General features: G+C 68.4%; 17 protein-coding genes. 10 read left to right on the top strand and 7 right to left on the bottom strand.

Annotated features, from left to right (window positions below; genetic code table 11):
* Positions 1 to 14: 14 nt before the first annotated feature.
* The 3 genes from H976_RS0110745 to H976_RS0110735 form a co-directional block, all read right to left on the bottom strand.
* A complete protein-coding gene (locus tag H976_RS0110745; protein WP_027861546.1) occupies positions 15 to 401 on the bottom strand; it encodes an RNA polymerase-binding protein RbpA in 387 nt (128 codons plus the stop codon).
* 241 nt (positions 402 to 642) lie between these two features.
* On the bottom strand, positions 643 to 2,025 hold the full coding sequence (locus H976_RS0110740) for an MFS transporter (RefSeq protein WP_027861545.1): 1,383 nt from the start codon (positions 2,023 to 2,025) through the stop codon (positions 643 to 645).
* A 43-nt stretch (positions 2,026 to 2,068) separates the two neighbouring features.
* Entirely contained in the window at positions 2,069 to 2,905 is an 837-nt protein-coding gene (locus tag H976_RS0110735; protein ID WP_231388857.1) for a glycerophosphodiester phosphodiesterase, read from the bottom strand.
* 105 nt (positions 2,906 to 3,010) lie between these two features.
* On the opposite strand from H976_RS0110735, the gene H976_RS30345 reads away from it, so the two are divergent.
* Positions 3,011 to 3,271, top strand: a complete 261-nt coding sequence (locus H976_RS30345; RefSeq protein WP_036225798.1) for a zf-TFIIB domain-containing protein — start codon at positions 3,011 to 3,013, stop codon at positions 3,269 to 3,271.
* 96 nt (positions 3,272 to 3,367) lie between these two features.
* Here the strand turns inward: H976_RS30345 and H976_RS0110725 are convergent, their stop codons facing one another.
* Positions 3,368 to 4,894, bottom strand: a complete 1,527-nt coding sequence (locus H976_RS0110725; protein ID WP_027861543.1) for a UDP-N-acetylglucosamine 1-carboxyvinyltransferase — start codon at positions 4,892 to 4,894, stop codon at positions 3,368 to 3,370.
* A gap of 54 nt (positions 4,895 to 4,948) precedes the next feature.
* Between H976_RS0110725 and H976_RS0110720 the strand changes: the two genes are divergently transcribed.
* Positions 4,949 to 5,968 carry a zinc-dependent alcohol dehydrogenase family protein gene (locus H976_RS0110720; RefSeq protein ID WP_027861542.1) on the top strand — a complete coding sequence of 340 codons (1,020 nt, stop codon included), beginning with the start codon at positions 4,949 to 4,951 and terminating at the stop codon, positions 5,966 to 5,968.
* On the opposite strand, the gene H976_RS0110715 is transcribed toward H976_RS0110720, so the two are convergent.
* Positions 5,961 to 6,512: a GNAT family N-acetyltransferase gene (locus H976_RS0110715; RefSeq protein ID WP_027861541.1), complete on the bottom strand. Its 552-nt coding sequence runs from the start codon at positions 6,510 to 6,512 to the stop codon at positions 5,961 to 5,963. The two genes, H976_RS0110720 and H976_RS0110715, sit on opposite strands and share 8 nt — an antisense overlap.
* 160 nt (positions 6,513 to 6,672) lie before the next feature.
* Here H976_RS0110715 and H976_RS25725 point away from each other — a divergent pair, with 160 nt between their 5' ends.
* The 7 genes from H976_RS25725 to H976_RS0110680 all read left to right on the top strand — a co-directional run bounded on the left by H976_RS25725 (position 6,673) and on the right by H976_RS0110680 (position 14,636).
* Entirely contained in the window at positions 6,673 to 8,505 is a 1,833-nt protein-coding gene (locus H976_RS25725) for a response regulator (protein ID WP_051276663.1), read from the top strand.
* Between the two features lie 26 nt (positions 8,506 to 8,531).
* Positions 8,532 to 8,939: a DUF5709 domain-containing protein gene (locus H976_RS0110705; protein ID WP_027861540.1), complete on the top strand. Its 408-nt coding sequence runs from the start codon at positions 8,532 to 8,534 to the stop codon at positions 8,937 to 8,939.
* A 109-nt stretch (positions 8,940 to 9,048) separates the two neighbouring features.
* Positions 9,049 to 11,169: a cell wall metabolism sensor histidine kinase WalK gene (locus tag H976_RS28750; protein ID WP_051276661.1), complete on the top strand. Its 2,121-nt coding sequence runs from the start codon at positions 9,049 to 9,051 to the stop codon at positions 11,167 to 11,169.
* Positions 11,132 to 11,590: a helix-turn-helix transcriptional regulator gene (locus tag H976_RS0110695; protein ID WP_027861539.1), complete on the top strand. Its 459-nt coding sequence runs from the start codon at positions 11,132 to 11,134 to the stop codon at positions 11,588 to 11,590. Before H976_RS28750 ends, H976_RS0110695 begins: the two co-directional genes overlap by 38 nt.
* 10 nt (positions 11,591 to 11,600) lie before the next feature.
* Positions 11,601 to 12,017, top strand: a complete 417-nt coding sequence (locus H976_RS0110690; RefSeq protein WP_027861538.1) for a VOC family protein — start codon at positions 11,601 to 11,603, stop codon at positions 12,015 to 12,017.
* Entirely contained in the window at positions 12,014 to 12,250 is a 237-nt protein-coding gene (locus tag H976_RS0110685; protein WP_027861537.1) for a DUF1059 domain-containing protein, read from the top strand. Before H976_RS0110690 ends, H976_RS0110685 begins: the two co-directional genes overlap by 4 nt.
* A 28-nt stretch (positions 12,251 to 12,278) precedes the next feature.
* A complete protein-coding gene (locus tag H976_RS0110680; RefSeq protein WP_027861536.1) occupies positions 12,279 to 14,636 on the top strand; it encodes an excinuclease ABC subunit UvrA in 2,358 nt (785 codons plus the stop codon).
* Positions 14,637 to 14,778: 142 nt separating this feature from the next.
* On the opposite strand, the gene H976_RS0110675 is transcribed toward H976_RS0110680, so the two are convergent.
* Entirely contained in the window at positions 14,779 to 15,333 is a 555-nt protein-coding gene (locus H976_RS0110675; protein ID WP_027861535.1) for a cysteine hydrolase family protein, read from the bottom strand.
* Positions 15,334 to 15,397: 64 nt separating this feature from the next.
* Positions 15,398 to 15,907 (bottom strand): carboxymuconolactone decarboxylase family protein, encoded by a 510-nt coding sequence (locus H976_RS0110670; protein ID WP_027861534.1) that lies wholly within the window; start codon positions 15,905 to 15,907, stop codon positions 15,398 to 15,400.
* Positions 15,908 to 16,169: 262 nt separating this feature from the next.
* Between H976_RS0110670 and H976_RS29935 the strand changes: the two genes are divergently transcribed.
* Positions 16,170 to 17,288 carry a hypothetical protein gene (locus H976_RS29935; protein WP_155918161.1) on the top strand — a complete coding sequence of 373 codons (1,119 nt, stop codon included), beginning with the start codon at positions 16,170 to 16,172 and terminating at the stop codon, positions 17,286 to 17,288.
* Positions 17,289 to 17,338 lie beyond the last annotated feature (50 nt).

Here is a 17,338-nt window from a genome sequence, read left to right as displayed (position 1 = left end):
GGTCAGTCGTCAGCTCAGACGGAGGACTTCTTCTTCCGCGCGCTGGCACGGTGCAGGTGCGCCGGGCCGATCTCGCCGCCGCGCAGCAGCTCCAGCCGCTCGGTGAGGATGTCCTCGAGCTCCTTGACCGACCGGCGCTCCAGGAGCATGTCCCAGTGGGTGCGGGCCGGCTTCTCGGCCTTCACCTCGGGCTCGATGCCGGACGTGGCGCGGGCCTCGGCACCGCACCGCGGGCACTCCCAGAGGGCCGGGACGTCGGCCTCGACCGACATCGTCACCTCGAACTCGTGGCCGTGGGTGCAGCGGTATCCGACCTGCTGGCGGGCGGCGAACTCGATCCCGCGCTCGTCCTCGAAGCTCTGACCTCCGAGTCGTGCCCCTCGCAGCGTGCGCTCTCCCATGGGAACCTCCAAAACTATGCGCCCGCGTCCAGACGAATCGCGGGTGTCTTGCTCATGCGTACCGTCCCTGAGACGGAACATCAAGCCGGTCATGACGCTGGTCGAGTCTGGTGAGTCGGCCGGTGAGCCTGACCTCTCATCATCCACCGCTCGGCAGCAGGCGTCACGGGTATCAACGAACGTGATGCAGTGAGGATTCCCCGCGAGACCCGCCTCACACCTCGGGAGGCCCCAGATGACCTCAGATGGCCTCGGGAGGCCGGTTTCCCGCCTCGCGGATGCCGCGTTCGGGGTCGAGCCGGAGCAGGAAGACCACCCCGAGGACGAAGAAGATGATCAGCGCGAAGATCGCCGGTCGGTAGGACCCGGTGATCTGGAAGACCACGCCGAACAGCAGCGTCCCGAACCAGGAGGTGCCGCGCTCGGCCGCGTTGTACAGGCTGAAGTACTCACCTTCACGACCGCGGGGGATGAGCAGGCTGAAGAACGACCGCGAGAGCGCCTGGGTGCCACCGAGCACGACGCCGATGGCGAGCGCGAGTAGGTAGAACAGCACCGCCTGGCCGGCAGGCAGCACCATGGCGACGACCACGATCCCCATCCACGCGAAGGTCCCCCAGAGAATGGCCCGGTAGGAGCCGAAGCGCTGGGCCAGCCGACCGAAGTAGAGGGCCCCGCCGAAGGCGACGAACTGGATGAGCAGGATGGTGGCGATCAGCACCGTCTTGTCGAAGCCCAGTGTCTTCTCGCCGTACGTCGAGGCGGCGTAGATCACCGTCTGGATGCCGTCGTTGTAGAACAGGTAGGCCACCAGGAAGGTGAGCGTCATCGGGTAGCCACGCATCTCGCTGAGCGTGGTGAACAGCTGCCCGAAGCTTCGTTGCCAGAGACCGCCCCGCTCGACGAGACGACCGACCGCGGGATGGTTCCTGAGCCGCGCCAGCGGGATCAGGGTGAACAGCGCCCACCACAGACCGGCACTGAGCAGCGACAGGCGCACCGCGAGCTCCTCGCCGAGGCCGATGGCGTCGTGGCCGAGGTACATGCCGAGGTTGATCGCGAGCAGCAGGCCGCCGCCGAGGTAGCCGAACGCCCAGCCGCGTGAGGACGCGCCGTCGCGTTCCTCCTCGGTCGAGATGTCGACCAGGATGGCGTAGTAGGCGACCAGGGAGCAGCCGCCGAGGATGCTGCTCATCACGATCGCGAAGGCACCGAGCTGCCACTGGTCGCCCTTGAGGAAGAACAGCAGCATGCAGAAGAACGAGCCGGCGAAGGCGAAGCCGGCCATGTTCCACTTCTTGCGGTCCGAACGGTCGACGAACGCCCCGACGACGGGCAGCACGAAGGCGCTGGCGATGGTGGCGAAGCTGGTCAGGTAGAACGGCAGGGACCCGGCGGCGAGGTGCAGTCCGAGCAGGTTCACCGTCTTGTTGCAGGAGTCGGTGTCGTCGGTGCAGCCCGCGGCGCGACCGGCGACCGTGCTCATGTACGGCGCGAACAGCACGCTCAGCACGGTCGTGTAGTAGGCGCTGTTGGCCCAGTCGTACCAGTTCCACGCCCGCTGCTGCTGGAGCCGGTCGACCGGCGTCAGATCAGCGATCCCCGACGGTGTGTCCGTGCTCATGCGGGGCCCCCGCGGAGGTGCGAGTGGCTTCGTGGGGTGAACATCATGGGTGGTCCCTCCATTGTCCGCGCCTCATCAGCACCTGCTTGAGCACGTCGGTCCGGTCGGTGATCAGGCCGTCGACGCCCAGGTCGAGCAGCTCGTCCATCTCCGCCGGCTCGTCGACGGTCCACACGTGCACGTGCGCGCCGGCCGCGTGGGCGCGTCGTACGAGCGAGCGGGTGACGATGGGCAGCGGTCCCCGACGATGAGGCACCTGCAGGGCCGCGACCCGTCGGCGGGTGACGAACCGCGCGGCCCGGCCCGAGGGCAGCGCCATGAAGACGGCCACCTCGGTCGGGGCCGCCGAGGTCGCGACCCGGCCGCCGGTGGCCCGGCGGAAGGTGTCGAGGCGGCGCTGGGAGAACGACCCGATGCAGACCCGGTCGTGGCTTCGCGTCTGCTCGACCAGGTCGACGAGCGGCTGCACGGCCGCAGCCGACTTGATGTCGATGTTGAACCGGCAGTCGGAGAACTCCTCGAGGAGCTCGGCCATCGAGGGCACGGCGTGCGCGCCACGGATGCGCGCCTTGCGCACCTCGTCGGCGGTCAGTCGCGACAGCTCTCCCTGGGAGTCCGTGACCCGGTCGAGCACCAGGTCGTGGAAGGCGAGCAGGACCCCGTCACTGGTGGCGTGCACATCGGTCTCGAGGTAGTGGTAGCCCAGCGCGACAGCGTGCGCGAAGGCGTGCAGCGTGTTCTCGGTGCCGGGGATCTCGGGGTGGAGGCCGCCGCCCCGATGCGCCATCGCGATCACCGAGCCCGGCTGGTCGAGCACCGAGTCGAGATAGCCGAACCCCGTCACTGGCGAGGGTCTCCCCGCCGGGGTCTCCGCGGTCACGCGAGCAGTATTCACCGGCACCCTGCGATGGTGCTCCCGAATCGCCGCCCGGGCCATCCGCGTTCCTACTCAGGTGCTCCCGGGCGGGGGAGTACGGTGCGAGACATGGAGGAGATGACGTGCCCGAAGTGCGGCGGCGCCATGGCCGCGCGCTCCCACGGGCGGGTGACTGTCCGACAGTGCGAGTCCTGCCAGGGCGTGTTCCTGGACCGTGCCGACCTCGGCTCCCTGGTCGAGGGCGAGAACGACTGGCACGCCCACCGGTCGACCGACACGGCCCGGTTGCCCCGCATCACGCCCGACATGGTGGCCCCGCCTCCGCGGGCCAAGGCGCGGTCGTACGTCGACTCGCTGTTCACGGGGTGAGGTTTCACCACCGGTGCTGTGAAACTGGCGTTGCGATCGAAGCCTTGATCGGGTCGCCACAGCTTCACGACACGTGTGATGAAGCTGCCAGCCGCCTCAGAGGTCCCGGAAGGTCTCGATCTGGGCGCCGAGCTCGTTGAGCCGGTCGGCGAGGCCCTCGTAGCCACGGTGGATGACGTACGTCGAGCGCAGCACAGAGGTGCCCTTCGAGGCCAGCATCGCCAGCAGGATCACCACGGCCGGACGGAGGGCCGGAGGGCAGACCACCTCGGCACCCGACCAGCGGGTCGGGCCCTCGATCATCACCCGGTGGGGGTCCATCAGGGTCACCCGGCCGCCGAGCTTGTTCAGCTCGGTCAGGTAGATGGCGCGGTTCTCGTAGACCCAGTCGTGCAGCATCGTCTGGCCCTGCGCGGTGGCCGCGATGACCGCGAAGAACGGCAGGTTGTCGATGTTCAGCCCCGGGAACGGCATCGGGTGGATCTTGTCGATGGGGGAGCGGAGCAGGGAGTGCTGGGTGGTGACGTCGACGAGGCGGGTGCGCTGGTTGGCGGCGAGGTACTCCTCGGAGAGCCGGTAGCGGAATCCCATCTCCTCCAGCACGGCCAGCTCGATCTCCATGAACTCGATCGGGACCCGCTTCACGGTGATCTCGGAGTCGGTGACGATGGCGGCCGCCAGCAGTGACATCGCCTCGATCGGGTCCTCGCTCGGCGCGTAGTCGACGTCGCGGGAGATCTCGGTGCAGCCGGTGACGACCAGGGTGGTGGTGCCGATGCCCTGGATCTCCACGCCCAGCTTCTGCAGGAAGAAGCACAGGTCCTGGACCATGTAGTTCGAGCTGGCGTTGCGGATCGTCGTCGTGGTGTCGGAGAGCGCCGCCGCCATCAGCGCGTTCTCGGTGACGGTGTCGCCGCGCTCGATCAGCACGATCGGGCGCGTCGGCGAGATCCCGGGCTGCACGCTGGCGTGGTAGTTGCCCTCGGTCGCCTTGACCTGCAGCCCGAAGGGACGCAGCGCGGTCATGTGCGGCTCGACGGTGCGGGTGCCGAGGTCGCAGCCGCCGGCGTAGGGGAGCTCGAACTCGCTGATCCGGTGCAGCAGCGGGCCGAGGAACATGATGATCGAGCGGGTACGACGGGCGGCAGTCGCGTCGATGCCGCTCAGGTCGAGGTTCGGGGGCGGAGTGATCTCGAGGTCGTTGCCCTCGTTGAGCCAGCGGGACTTCACCCCGATGCTGTCGAGCACCTCGAGCAGCCGGTTGACCTCCTCGATCCGGGCGACCCGGCGCAGCGTCGTACGGCCACGGTTGAGCAGGGACGCGCACAGCAGCGCGACTCCGGCGTTCTTGGAGGTCTTCACCTCGATCGCACCGTGCAGCGTGGTGGGTCCGGTGACGCGGAGGTGCGTCGGTCCCTGGCCGATGCTGACGATGGGGGAGTCGAGGGCCTCGCCGATGCGGGCGATCATCTCCAGGGACAGGTTCTGGTGGCCGCGCTCGATGCGGTTGACCGCACTCTGGCTGGTGGCCAGCTCGTCGGCCAGCTGTTGCTGGGTCCAGCCACGGTGCTTGCGGGCGTCGCGGATCAGGTTGCCGATGCGGGCCAGGTAGTCCTCAGTCACCGCGCGACTGTATCTCAGATATGAGATAGGACCGCACATGGCAGCATGCGTGTCATGCGCGCCACCACCATCCACGCAGCCCGCGACATCCGCCTCGAGGAGCGCCCCACACCCAGCATCGAGGCGCCCACGGACGCCATCGTGCGAGTGACCGCCGGCTGCATCTGCGGCTCGGACCTGTGGCCCTACCGGGGCGAGAACGACATCACGCCGGGCGACACCATCGGGCACGAGATGATCGGTGTGGTGGAGGAGGTGGGCAGCGGGGTCAGCTCTTTCGGGCCGGGCGACTTCGTGATCGCGCCGTTCTGCCACTGCGACAACACCTGCGCCCACTGCCGGGCCGGCGCCCACTCCGCGTGCGTCAACGTCGGCTTCACCCAGAGCGGGCAGGCCGAGTACGCCAGAGTGACCCAGGCCGAGGGCAGCCTGGTCAAGACCGACGGCATGCCGCCGGCCTCGCTGCTGCCCTCGCTGCTCACCCTCTCCGACGTCTTCCCGACCGGCTGGCACTGCGCGGTCTCGGCCGACGTGAGCCCCGGCGACACCGTCGTCGTGGTCGGCGACGGCGCGGTCGGCCTGTGCGGCGTGCTGGCCGCGGCCGAGATGGGGGCCGAGCGGGTGATCGCGATGTCGCGCCACGAGCAGCGCCAGGAGATCGCCCGCCAGTTCGGGGCGACCCACATCGTCGCCGAGCGCGGCAAGGAGGGTGCCGAGCGCATCAAGGAGCTCACCGACGGGGTCGGCGCCGACGCCGTCCTGGAGTGCGTGGGCACCGACGACTCGATGAAGCAGGCGTTCGCGTGCGCCCGTCCGGGGTCGACCGTGGGCTTCGTCGGGGTGCCGCACGGGGTCGAGCTCCCGGTGCGCCGGATGTTCAGCAAGAACATCGGGCTGGCCGGGGGTGTGGCCCCGGTGCGCCGCTACCTGCCCGAGCTCCTCGAGCTCGTCACCGACGGCACGGTCGACCCAGGGCTCGTCTTCGACCTCACCCTGCCCCTCGACAAGGTCGCCGAGGGCTACCGCGCGATGGACGAGCGCACCGCGATCAAGGTCTACCTCGAGGTCAGCTGAGCTCCGCTGGTGGTTCGCTGCCGGCCGCCAGCCGGCGCTGCATCCAGAGCACGTCGTGCCAGGCGCCGAACTTCCAGCCGATGCGCCGCCAGGTGCCGACGTCCTCGAAGCCCAGGCTCCGGTGCAGTGCCTCGCTGGCCGGGTTGGGCAGTGTCATCCCGGCCAGCGCCGTGAGGTAGCCGCGGTCGACCAGCCGGGGGAACAGCGCCTCGTAGAGCACCCGCCCGGCTCCGGTGCGACGGCGACCGGTCTCGACGTACACGCTGACCTCGCACGCCCACCGGTAGGCGGCGCGGCTCCGGTAGGCGCTGCCGTAGGCGTAGCCCCGGACGCCGAGGTCGTCCTCGAGCACCAGCCAGTCGTGGGTCTCCAGGGACCGCTCCATCCGGTCCCGGACCTCCGGAACCGAGGGCGGGTCCATCTCCAGGCTGATCACGGTGTCCCGCACGTACGGCGCGTAGATGGCCTGGCACGCCACGGCGTCGTCCGGGGTGGCGCGGCGTACGACGAGAGCGCCGCCGGCATCCGTTTCTGGAACGCTCACGGACAGGACCGTAGACCCGAGTCCGGCACCGGGCTAGACCGCTCGTCTCACATCCTGGGGACTCCGGCGTCCCGCGGCCCTTGTCCGGCTTTCGTATCGCGCCCCACGAGCCACAGACGTAGAGTCCAAGCACGCGGGACACACCCTAGAAAGCGTTTACATGGAATCCACGGCCCAGCTGGGGCAGCTGTTCGAACTCGCCGGTGTGCTCTCCGGCGTGCACGAGCCCGACCGGGCGGTCGTCGCCGCCCTGCCGCTGCTGCGTCAGCTCGCCGGCGCCGAGGCCGTCCTGCTGGTCAGCGCTGCAGACCAGACCGATGACTCCGCACCTCGACCAGTGGTGGCCCACGACGGAGTCGCGCTGCCCGTCGAGGACCTCGCCGGCATCGCCGCCACCGGGCCCACGCTGACCGGCACAGGGGTCCCCGGCAGCTGGGGCGCTCAGGGCATCGGCCACGTCGCCGTACAGGAGCTTCCCGGCCACGTCGGGCTCCTGCTGCTCGCCTGGCCCGATACCGATACCGACACCGACGCGCACGTCTCGCCCGCCCTCGAGCTCGCCCTGTCCTACGTCGACACCGCCGTCGGGCGCGCGGTCTCCCAGGAGCACCTCGTCGACCTGGCTGCGCGCGTGGACAACGCCCAGCAGCTGGCCAACATGGGCGACTACGACTGGCACATCCCGACCGACACCAACCGATGGTCCGACCAGCTGTTCCGCATCTACGGGCACGAGCCGCAGTCGTTCAACGCGTCGTACGAGCGGTTCCTGCAGCTGGTCCACCCCGACGACCGCGAGCGCATCCAGGCCCTGCACCAGAAGGCCTACGCCACCGGCGAGCCCTGGCAGGTGGTCGAGCGCATCGTCCGGCCCGACGGCGCGGTCCGGCACCTGCTGACCAACGGCGAGGTCGTGATGGGGCCCGACTCGGTGCCGGTGCGCATGCGCGGCACCTGCATCGACATCACCGACCGCGTGCTCGCCGACGGGGAGAAGGCGCAGATGTCGGCCCGCTTCCAGAGCCTGGTGGAGTCGGCACCGGACGCCATCCTGGTGCTCGACGAGGCCCAGTGCATCCTCAGCCACAACCCCCAGGCGCGCGAGCTGCTCGGCGCAGAGCCGCAGGGGCACGCCATCGCCGAGATCCTGCCGGGCTGGCCCGACATCGACGGTGACGCGGCCGCGGCCCGGAGCCTCGACGGGCGTGACCTGGTGCTCGACATCACCACGGCAGCGGTCAGCTCGGAGGAGGACACCGGCGACGCGTTCATGGCGCTCTACCTGCGCGACGCCGAGCCCCGGCTGGCTCAGGAGGCACTGGCCACCCGGCTGGGGGAGGCCCATCTGCGGCGGCGTCAGGCCCTCGAGATCAACGACAACGTGGTGCAAGGGCTGGTCGCCGCGTCGTACGCCCTCGAACAGGGGTCGATGCCCTCGTCGCGGGCCTACCTCGACCAGACCTTGTCCGCAGCCCGAGCGATGATGGACGACCTGCTCGAACCTCTCGACGGAGAGGGGCTGCAGCCCGGCGACCTCGTGCGGACCACCCCGGCATCGATCGGGGTATCGCCCGACGCCGCCGCTGCTCACCAGGAGGAGAACATCGAGCAGAACGACTCCCACCGCGTCCTCGTCGTCGACGATGCCGAGGACCTGCGGATGCTGCTGAGAGCGCGGATGGAGACACGCAACGGGCTCACCGTGGTCGGTGAGGCGGCAGACGGCCTGGCGGCCGTCGAGCTCGCCTCCGAGCTGCAACCCGACCTCGTCATGCTCGACCTGGCGATGCCCCGCATGGACGGCCTCGAGGCACTGCCGCTGATCCGGGCCGCCGTGCCCGGCGTCCGCGTGATCGTGCTCTCGGGGTTCAACCAGAGCACCCTGGCCGAGAAGGCGATGGAGGCCGGCGCCGACCGGTACGTCGTCAAGGGCGGCTCGATGCGTCAGCTCCTCGAGCTCGTCGACACCGTGCTGGACGCCGCCGCATCCTGAACCACCCGCATGGGTACGGTCGGGACATGAGTGGAGACCAGCTTCAGCCCGAGGACACCCTGGACGACCGGGGAGTCGACGACGTGCTCGACGAGGGCTACTCGCCGCCCGAGCGGGAGCCCGACCACCTGCGCCACCCCGAGGGCGGTGAGTCCATCGAGGACCGGCTCGACGAGGAGGAGCCGGAGGTGTGGGCCCGCGTGGAGGAGGAGGCCGATGTCGACATCCTCGACGGCGACGTCGGCGGGGAGGTCGGCGGCGCCCGCACCGGACGGCTGCTCGCTCCTGACGAGGGCTCGCACGAGGACGTCGACTCCGAGCTCGTCGCCGAAGACGAGGGCATCGACGGTGAGCTCGTCGCCGAAGACGAGGGCATCGACGGTGCCGGCGCGAGCGCCGAGGAGGCCGCCATGCACACCATCGACGACGAGTGACCCCCAGCGCGTTTTAATGTGATTTAGCGCTCTTGCCCGGTTCTGGGTGCGATCATCGAGATCGAACCACCCGGCGCGGGGGACCGCATCGGCGTACCCAGGGAGTCCCATGCGGCACCGCAGCCCACCGAGCGATCGCTCCTGGCTGCACAGCGTCGCCCTGTGGCTCGGCGCCCTCGTGGTCACCCTGGTGGTCATCGCGTTGCGGCCGATGTCGGCTGATCCGGTGCTGTCCGGAGACTGGATCAGCACCGGCCTGACCGGGGTGGCGACGGTGTGCTGCTTCGTGGTGGCCTGGCGTACTCCCGGAGGTCTGCGCCGGTCGTGGATCCTGTTCGGCACCACCATGGCGATGTGGACCGTGGCCGACCTGCTCTGGTACCGCTACGGCACCGCCGACGGGTTCCACTCGATCCTCTCGGTGGCCGACACGATGTACCTGCTCGGGCTGGTCCCGGCCTCACTCGGCCTGGTGTTCTACCCGGTCGGGCGCTGGGAGCCAGGTGCCCGGGCTCGACTACTGCTCGACATCGTCGTGCTCGGCAGCGCCCTGCTGCTGATCAGCGAGCTGGTGGTGCTGGGGGAGGTGGTCGCGAGCGAGGGAATCGGCTGGGACTCCTTCGTGTACGCGATCTACCCGATCACCGACGCGCTGATGGCGGCGCTGGCCGCCCTGCTCCTACTGCGCAGCAGTGGTCGCCCGCGTCTCGACCTGGTGCTGATCGCCGCCGCCTTCGCGGTGTGGACCTTCGCCGACAACGGCTTCGCGCTGATGTCGGTGCGGGGCCAGGACTACGCCGGCACGGCCGTCGACATGGCCTACGTCCTCGCACCTGCCCTGCTGGCCCTGGCTGCCCTGAACGCGGCCCGGTCGGCGACCTGGGCCCGGACCTTGCGTCGGGACCTCACCGGCTGGCTGGCCATGCTGCTGCCCGACCTGATCGCCCTGGCAGCTCTCGCCGTGTGCGCCGTGGACGGGTTGGACGGGTGGGCCGAGTGGTCGCTGGCAGCGACCGTGCTGGCGCTGACCGGAACCCGGCAGCTGGCCCGCACCCTCGACAACCAACGCCTGCACGCCGCGCTCGAGCGGCGCGTCGCCGCGCGCACCCAGGACCTCGAGCACCTCTCCGAGCAGCACGAGCGCATCCTCGACTCGGTGGGGGAGGGCATCTTCGGGGTCGACCGCGAGCGGAGGATCTCCTTCGTCAACCCGGCCGGCGCCGAGCTCCTGGGATGGGACGCCGGCGAGCTGCTGGGCCGTGACTCCTGCCGGGCCCTGTGCACCGAGCAGCACGACGAGTGCCTGGTCAGCATGGTGATGGCTCTCGGCGAGCCCGTCACGCAGTCGGCCCGGACCTACCGACGTTCCGATGACACCGAGTTCCCGGTCGAGGTGACCGCCGCGCCGATGGCGGGACCCGCCGGCGTGGACGGCGCCGTGGTGATCTTCCGCGACATCACCGAGCGCACGGTCCTCGACGACATGAAGCGACAGTTCGTCAGCTCGGTCAGTCACGAGCTGCGAACTCCGCTCTCGGCGATCCGCGGTTCGCTGGAGATGCTCGCGGACGGTGACACCGGCCAGCTGCCCGACCAGGCCCAGCGGGTCGTCGAGGTCGGGGCGCGGGGCACCGAACGGCTCACCCGTTTGGTCAACGACATCATCGACATCGAGCGGCTCGAGGCCGGCACCTTCGACATCCGGCCGCGGCCCGAGGACCTGGCTCCACTCGTGGTCGACGCCGCCGACTCGCTGGTGCCGCTGGCGGCCGAGCGTGAGGTGACGATCGAGATCACGGACGCAGCCGGCAGCGCCCTGTGCGACGCGGACCGCATCGTGCAGGCCCTGGTCAACCTGCTCGGGAACGCACTGAAGTTCACCCACCGCGGCGGCACCGTCCAGCTCAGTGCCGTCCCCGCGGACCACGAGATCCTGGTGTCGGTCCGGGACGAGGGACGCGGGATCCCGCCCGAGGAGTTCGAGTCGATCTTCGAGCGCTTCCACCAGGTGCAGCAGGTCGACGGCCGCAAGCTGGGCGGCACCGGTCTGGGGCTGCCGATCACCAAGGCGATCGTGGAGCGCCACGGAGGACGGATCTGGGTGGAGAGCGAGCTCGGGGTCGGGTCGACGTTCTGCTTCACGCTGCCGTTGCTCACCGAGGAGTCCGGTGGTCCGTCGTACGATCGCGGACGTGACCAGCACACGCGCCTCGGAGCAACATCTGCGTGACCTTCGGCTGTTGCGCCAGGTCAAGGACCGGATCGACCGGGAGTACGCCGAGCCGCTGGACGTCGAGGCACTGGCCCGAGGCGTGCACATGTCCGCGGGCCACCTGAGTCGTCGGTTCCGGGCGGCGTACGGCGACTCGCCGTACTCCTACCTGATGACGCGGCGCATCGAGCGGGCGATGGCGCTGCTGCGCAAGGGCGACCTCAGCGTCACCGACGTCTGTTTCGCTGTGGGTTGCCAGTCGCTCGGCACCTTCAGCACCCGGTTCACTGAGCTGGTCGGCGTCCCGCCCAGCGTCTACATGCGTGAGGCGACGGAGTCGACGGCGGCGATGCCCTCCTGCGTGGCCAAGCAGGTCACTCGGCCGGTCAGGGCCAAGTCGATCAGGAACAGAGAAGCGCAGCCGTCGAGCGCCTCCTAACGTTCTCGGCATGGACATCAACATCTACTCGGCCTTCCTCCCGCACGACGACCGCGATGCCGCGGTCGACTTCTACTGCGACAAGCTCGGCTTCGAGCTGCGCAACGACGTCGGCTACAACGGCCTGCACTGGCTGACTGTCGGACCGCCCAACCAGCCCGACGTGAACGTCGTGCTCTACCCGCCAGGTGCCGACCCGGGCGTCACCGACGAGGAGCGCCGTACGCTCACCGAGATGATGGCCAAGGGCACGCTGGCCATGCTCACGCTGGCCACCGACGACCTCGACGGACTCTTCGAGAAGCTCCAGGCCAGCAACGCCGAGGTCATGCAGGAACCGACCGACCAGCACTACGGCATCCGCGACTGCGCGTTCCGTGACCCGGCCGGCAACACCGTCCGCATCAACGAGGTGAAGGCATCATGAAGACGATGACGTGCAGGCAGCTCGGGGGAGCGTGCGACCTCGAGCTGCGGGGCGAGAGTGCCGACGAGGTGATCAAGGCCCAGGACAAGCACCTCCGGGATGCCGTCGCCGCGGGCGACACCGCTCACGAGCCGGCGCTCAACGACATGAAGGGCAGGTGGAAGCACCCGATCAAGGGCATGGGTTGGTACAAGGACACCAAGAAGAGCTTCGCGGCACTGCCCGACGACTGACCGCACGAGCCGAGGAGAATCGCCAGGCATGGAGCACACCGCCGACTCCCACGACATGATCCGCGTCCAGGGCGCACGGGTGAACAACCTCAAGGACATCGACGTCGAGATCCCGAAGCGACGGCTGACGGCGTTCACCGGCGTCTCGGGATCGGGCAAGAGCTCGCTGGTCTTCGGCACGATCGCCGCCGAGTCACAGCGGCTGATCAACGAGACCTACAGCGCGTTCGTGCAGGGCTTCATGCCGTCTCTCTCGCGGCCCGAGGTCGACGTACTCGACGGGCTGACGACGGCGATCATCGTCGACCAGGAGCGGATGGGGTCCAACCCGAGGTCCACCGTCGGCACCGCGACGGACGCCAACGCCATGCTGCGGATCCTGTTCAGCCGCATCGGCAGGCCGCACGTCGGACCACCCACCGCGTTCGCATTCAACGTCCCGACGCGCACGGCCAGCGGCGTGATGAAGACCGAGAAGGGCGGTCGCGAAGAGAAGAGCGTCGTCCGCAACGCGGTCTACCAGGGCGGCATGTGCCCGCGCTGCGAAGGCATGGGCTCGGTCAACGACTTCGACCTCTCCGCGCTGTACGACGAGACCAAGTCGCTCAACGAGGGCGCACTCACCATCCCGGGCTACAGCATGGACGGCTGGTACGGCCGGATCTTCAAGGGCTCCGGCTTCTTCGACCCCGACAAGCCGATCGGGAAGTACACCAAGAAGGAGCGCCAGGACCTCCTCTACAAGGAGCCGACCAAGATCAAGGTCGAGGGCATCAACCTCACCTACGAGGGCCTGGTCCCGCGCATCCAGAAGTCGATGCTGTCCAAGGACGTCGACTCGCTGCAGCCGCACATCCGCGCCTTCGTCGAGCGTGCCGTGACCTTCCAGACCTGCCCGGAGTGCGACGGCACCCGCCTCAGCAAGGAGGCGCGGTCGGCGAAGATCGCCGGCAAGAACATCGCCGAGGTCTGTGCCATGCAGATCACCGAGGTGGCCGACTGGGTGCGCGGGTTGGACGAGCCCTCGGTGGCTCCACTGCTCGCTGGCCTGCAGCACCTGCTCGATGCCTTCGCGCAGATCGGACTGGGCTACCTCGCGCTCGACCGACCGGCCGGCACGCTGTCGGGTGGCGAGGCACAGCGCACCAAGATGATCCGGCACCTCGGCTCCTCGCTCACCGACGTCACCTACGTCTTCGACGAGCCGACCATCGGGATGCACCCCCACGACATCGAGCGGATGAACGCACTGCTCCTGCAGCTGCGCGACAAGGGCAACACCGTGCTGGTCGTGGAGCACAAGCCCGAGACGATCGCCATCGCCGACCGCGTCGTCGACCTCGGTCCCGGCGCCGGCACCGACGGCGGCACCGTGTGCTTCGAGGGCACCGTCGAGGAGCTGCGGGGGAGCGACACCATCACCGGTCGCCATCTCGACGACCGGGCCCGCCTCAAGGAGTCGGTGCGTACGTCGTCCGGCGCACTGGAGGTCCGTGGGGCGAGCACCCACAACCTCCAGGACGTGGACGTCGACATCCCGCTCGGTGTGCTCTGTGTGCTCACCGGCGTCGCCGGCTCGGGCAAGAGCTCACTGGTGCAGGGATCGGTCGCCGGCCGGGACGGCGTGGTGACGATCGACCAGGGCGCCATCCGCGGTTCCCGCCGCAGCAACCCGGCGACGTACACCGGACTGCTCGAGCCGATCCGCAAGGCGTTCGCCAAGGCCAACGGCGTGAAGCCGGCGCTGTTCAGCTCGAACTCCGAGGGCGCCTGTCCGGCCTGCAACGGCGCCGGTGTCATCTACACCGAGCTCGGCGTGATGGCGACCGTCGAGTCGACCTGCGAGGAGTGTGAGGGTCGCCGGTTCCAGGCCTCGGTGCTGGAGTACACGCTCGGCGGCCGCAACATCGCCGAGGTGCTGGCGATGTCGGTCAACGAGGCCGAGGAGTTCTTCGCCGACGGCGAGGCGCGCACACCCGCGGCCCACAAGGTCCTCGACCGGCTCGCCGACGTCGGGCTCGGCTACCTCACCCTGGGCCAGCCGCTGACCACGCTGTCCGGCGGCGAACGCCAGCGACTGAAGCTGGCCACCCACCTCGGTGAGAAGGGTGAGGTCTTCGTCCTGGACGAGCCCACCACCGGCCTGCACCTCGCCGACGTCGAGCAGCTGCTGGATCTGCTCGACCGAATGGTTGAATCCGGCAAATCGGTCATTGTCATCGAGCACCACCAGGCGGTGATGGCGCACGCCGACTGGATCATCGACCTCGGCCCGGGCGCCGGTCACGACGGTGGACGCATCGTCTTCGAGGGAACGCCCGCCGATCTGGTGGCCGACGGCTCGACACTGACAGGCAAGCACCTCGGGGAGTACGTGGCGAGCTGAGCCGGAGCGACTCCTGGGCCAGAACGTATGACGCACGAGGGTGCCGCTAATCCGGGAAGTACCGCCGATAAGGTACATTATGTCAATCTGTCCAGACGTCACCACGCCTGAGCAGCTCCGGCAGGACTGCTCCCCGCTCCCCTCAGCCTGCGAACGAGACGTCCTTGGTCTCGGTGACGCCCGCGCTGCGACCGGGGGCGTCCTGGAACTTCCAGTAGAGATTGACGTGGCGGATGATGTCGGCCGGCGGGATGTTGCCCCACTGGGTCTGGTCCTCGGTGGTGTGCGCGTCGCCGACCAGCGTCACGTCATATCCGCGGGCAAAGGCTCCGTGGATCGTGGAACGGATGCACGCGTCGGTCTGCGCACCGGTGACCACCAGGCGTCCAACGCCGGCCTGGGCCAGCACGTCCTCCAGGTCGGTGCCCTCGAAGGAGTCTCCGTAGTTCTTGTGCACGAGCGGCTCGCTGTCCTCGCGGACCAGCTCCGGGACGTACTCCCAGTCGGGACTGCCCTGCGGCATGTCGTCGTCGGAATGCTGGACCCACACCACCGGGACGCCTTCGCCCCTGGCCTTGTCGACCAGTGAGTTGATGTTGGCCACCACCTCGTCGCGTGCGTGCGCGCCGGTGACGACGCCGTTCTGGACGTCGATCACCATCAGTGCGGTGTTGGGTCGGTCGGACAACGTGGTCATGGTGTCTCCTCGAGGATCGCCTGTCTTGGCTCCACGCTAGACAGCACCACCGACAAAGTGGTCCTCAGACGGTGCGGCCACCCACGTGGGCCTCCGGGACGCGGCAGAGACCGTCGACGTCGAAGACGCGGTTCATCCGTCCGAAGGCCAGCCAGGAGCTCACGCACAGCCCGAGCTCGACCAGCTCCTCGTCGGCGAAGGCGCCGTGCAGCCGCTCCCAGAAGGCGTCGTCCATCCCCACGTGGTCGGTGGCGAACCGCTCGGCGAACTCCGAGGCCAGCGCCTCCCGTTCGCTGAGCCTTCCGTCCTGCGCCGCCACCTCGCGGTCTCCCCCGAGCAACGTCTCGTAGAACGACTCGTCGGGCCCGTCCGGGGACCGCATCGTGCGACAGATGTTGCAGTCGTTGATCTGCGCGATGGTGATCCGCGCCGCCTCCATCTCCCCCAGCGGCAACGTGCTGCGGTTGTACACCGCGTCGCTGAACTTCGCCGCCGGCACCGAGAGTCCCGGCGCTGCGCCGCCCCACAGGTGCATCAGCGGGTCCTGTCCATCGGGTACGGCGATGCGCGGCATGCCCTGACGCTAGCCCGACGGAGCCGAAAGTGGAACACGTTCCAGTTCGATGCGCGTGCCTGGCCCGGGTGAATGCAGTTTTCTGGGATGCCCAGGGGGGTGGTCGAACACCCATCGTGGCTGGAGGGTTCTCCAAGGCTTTGAAGAGCATCGGCATCGTTGCCTGACTTCTTCTTGGGGTTACTCAGACTGCTCTTCGTGCACGCCAGGCGGACGTTGCAGGGAGTCGCAAACTGTCCTTCCGTGCGGATAGCCTCGCGCCATGTCGGATGTCAATGAGGAATCAGCGCCACCGTTGCGATCCCCTGATGCTCCTGCTGTTGCGGCGGAAGTATTCCAGAGTTGGCAATCCGGGCAGCGGGACCAAGCCCTGCAGCGCCTCGCCGAATACGCGGATCGTGAGGAGCCGTGGGCTATGAGTTTGCGCGTTTTCTTGAGACTGCAGTTGGGCATCGAAGGATTCCCCCAGGCGCTCGAGGATGTTCGTCGGTGTTCAAGGCTGGCCATGCCTTGGGTACTCGCGAATTACGCCAACAATGTCATCCCCAATGCAAGTTCGGTGCCGCAACTGGTTCCGGCTGTGCTCGAGATGATTCGTGAAACCGCACCTTGGGGCCCAGGCACTTTCGACCCCTTCAATTTGGGGTGGAGTCTCTTGGCCAACAATCAGCCCGAGACCGCCGTCGACATGTGGGGCCTGCAGTGGCCGAATCTATTGGAATCTGGTGGTTGGGCGGGTCTTGTTGCAACGGCGCAGGCACGGGTGAGTGAGTTGGCGGGCCTCACCGAAACCGTTCGTCAGCAAAGCGGCCAGGCTCTTTCCAATATCGACGCCGCCCAGAAGGACATAACGACAAAAGCAGGGCAGGTTTCGCTTCTTATCGACAGTCTCTCCGATCGCACTGCGAACGCACTGTACACAGAAGATGCAGAGAGGAGGGGCAAGGAAGGGAAGGCCGCGTGGCGTCTTGGACTTGCGGTTCTCGTAACCGCCGCTTTCGTCGCCCTGTGGCCCTTGCTGGCGCACTACGCCGGTCGCGGTCCTGCCTACACAACAAACACATTGCTGGCGGCGCATGTGGGCCCGACGATTGCGCTGGGCGCTCTAGCGGGCGTCCTGCTGGCTAGGGCACGAAATCGCGACCACGCGAGCCAGCGGTCCGCTGACCTTGCGACTGCCATGGGGACAATGATCGTGTACAGCGAAAAGATCGAAGACCCCGCAGCCAGGCAACTGTTCATGCAAAACATGGGCAGGCTGATATTGGAAGCGCATTTACGAGCCGAAGCATCCCCCACGACGGGTGCTCCGCGCGACGATCTGAATGGCCTCGTGGCTCTCGCGAACGCCTTGCGTCCGTCCGGACCCAGCCCTTCGTGAGCGACGCTTGAATACCCAGTCCAAGTGCGCTCCTAGCCGGGGTCCCCTGG

It is taken from the genome of Marmoricola sp. URHB0036, assembly GCF_000426045.1.
In the GTDB taxonomy this organism is placed as follows: domain Bacteria; phylum Actinomycetota; class Actinomycetes; order Propionibacteriales; family Nocardioidaceae; genus Marmoricola.
Note: the sequence above shows the minus strand (reverse complement) of the source record. Positions and strands in the feature narration are given on the sequence as shown.